The organism is Streptomyces sp. NPDC002896, assembly GCF_040295225.1.
In the GTDB taxonomy this organism is placed as follows: domain Bacteria; phylum Actinomycetota; class Actinomycetes; order Streptomycetales; family Streptomycetaceae; genus Streptomyces.
In genome coordinates, this window is record NZ_JBEOVA010000095.1 from 1 (window position 1) to 2,254 (window position 2,254).

General features: G+C 68.5%; 2 protein-coding genes. Both read right to left on the reverse strand.

What is annotated here, in order from left to right; genetic code table 11:
• Positions 1 to 1,657 (reverse strand): recombinase family protein (locus ABT009_RS47320; RefSeq protein ID WP_351309656.1); only part of this gene is annotated, 1,657 nt, incomplete at its 3' end.
• Positions 1,658 to 1,789: 132 nt separating this feature from the next.
• Entirely contained in the window at positions 1,790 to 2,137 is a 348-nt protein-coding gene (locus tag ABT009_RS47325) for a hypothetical protein (protein ID WP_351309659.1), read from the reverse strand.
• Between the last annotated feature and the right edge of the window lie 117 nt (positions 2,138 to 2,254).

Consider the following 2,254-nt stretch of genomic DNA (forward strand, 5'->3'; position numbering starts at 1 on the left):
CACGCCCCCAACGCAATGGATAACTCAGGCGCGTGTCACCCTCTGTATCGGTGGAGTCCATTTGTCGATCACCGTCGGTGGCCCGTTCGCGGACGGGGATGCGGTGTCGGATCGTGATCTTTTCGGGGCCGATGAGGACGTCTTTGACCAGAAGCCGCAGGACGCGCTGGCGCTCGGGGACCTCGGCTGCGGCGGCGCTGGTGCGGAGCTGGGCGAGGAAGCCTTCCAGGTCGTCGGCGAGTTTGAGGTAGGCGTCGCGGTCGGCGAGCTGGGCTTCCAGAGCATCGAGTTGGCCGCGAAGATTGGACTCGCGGGCCCGCAGGTCGGGCATCCGGGTGCGCAGTTCGTCGATGGTGATCAGCTGTTCCTGAAAGGCCTCGATCATGCGGGTGATGGCGGTGGTGGCCTTGGCCAGGGCCAGCTCGAGGCGGGCGCGTTGGCGTAGGGCGGGGTCGGAGGTGCGGGCCCGCTCCAGGCGCTTGTCGATCTCGGTGCGGATCAGGTGCGGGTCGGCGAGGAGAGTAGTGATGTGCTCCCAGACGACCGCGTCGAGGTAGTCGGCGCGGACGGGCTTGTTGGGGCAGATGCGGCCGCCCTCGTAGCGGTAGTCGTCGGAGCCCAGGCACCGGTAGTAGTAGATCTTCCGGTTCCTGGTGCGGGTCGAGGTGCGGTAGTAGCCGTATCCGCAGCCGGCGCAGGCGGCCAGGCCCTGGAGCAGGGAGGGAGTCTTGCTGTTGCGGGAGGCGTACTTTTTGTTGTCGGCCAGGCGCTGAGCTGCGCGTTCGAACGTGGCACGGCTGATGATCGCGGGGACAGGGATCTCGATCCACTCCTCGCGGGGACGGTCGACGGCCTTGACCGCGCGCGGGGTGGAGCGGCCCTCGAGACGGGCGACGCGGTTCAGGCCCGGTGACTCGTGGACGATCATCGTCTTGCCGAAGACGGCCGACCCCATGTAGGCGGGGTTGCGGAGCATGCCCCATACGACGCTGCGGTCCCACCGGGCCTTGCCGGTGCGGGTCGGGGTGCCAGTGCCGGTGAGCCAGCGGGTCAACTCGGCGATCGAGGCGCCCTCGTCGACGTAGCGGCGAAACAGCTCGGCCACCAGCGCCGCCTCGTGCTCGACGATCTCGTAAGTCGCGCCGTGGTCAGGGGTTTTGCGCAGGTAGCGGTAGCCGAACGGGGCGCCACCGAGCACGTTGACCGAGCCGGTGCGGGCCCGGTAGGTCTTGCCGCGTCGGTAGCGTTCCATCAGCTGGGCCTTCTCGTACTCGGCGAACATGCCCTGGAACTGGATCAGGAGCTGGTCCTCGGGACTGTCGCCGCGCGGGCCCTTGACGAACTCCACCCGGCAGCCCGAACGGGCGAACTCCTCGATCAGCAGGGCCTGGTAGGCGAACTTGCGGGCCAGCCGGTCCGGGCTGTAGCACAGCACCACATCCACGCATCCGGTGGCGATCACATCCCGCAGCCGTTCCAGGGCGGGGCGCACCAGGGTGGCGCCGGAGTGGCCCTCGTCCTCGAACACCCACTCCTCGGGCAGTTCAAGGTGCAGCCCGGCGGCGTGCGCGCGCAGCGCGGCGGTCTGCGAGCCGATCGTCTGGTCCTTCTTCTGCCGGGCCGACGACACCCGGGCGTAAATCGCGGCACTGCTCACCACTGGGCCCTCCCTCGTCCCTGCCGCCGCGCACCCGGGCCCGGCGCTGGGGCACCAGCACCGCGTAGGCCGCGGACAGATCCGCATCCACGTGCCGGTCGAAGACGAACTCCGACTCCAGCAGCCGGGCCTTCATCGGCCCGCGCGCCCCTCAGGGGCGTCCCGGTCGAGGAACTCGGCCAGTGCCCGGGCCACCACCGCCGAGATCGTGGCGTCCATCTCGCGCGCATGGGCGCGTACCTGCCCTGCCAGTGATCCCGGCAGCTTGACGGTGAACACCACGCTCGTTTCGGGAACTTGAATCCGCCCAGTGGCCATGGCCTGCTCCACGTACCGGCGTGCCTGGCGTACCGACACGCCACACCTGCTGGCCATCGTGTGAGCGGCAGCGGCGATGGGCACACCCGCCTCGACCAGGTCAGCGGCGGCATTGACCCGCCGTGCGTACTCGACGCCATCAACGCGATCACGACGCACCATGTCACAAACGTACTACCCATCGTGACGATGCCTACTCTCAGCGCGAGGAAGCAGTTCCAGCCGCCGATAACCGAGCGTCACCTCGAAGCAAAAGTTGCCCATTGCGTTGGGGGCGTG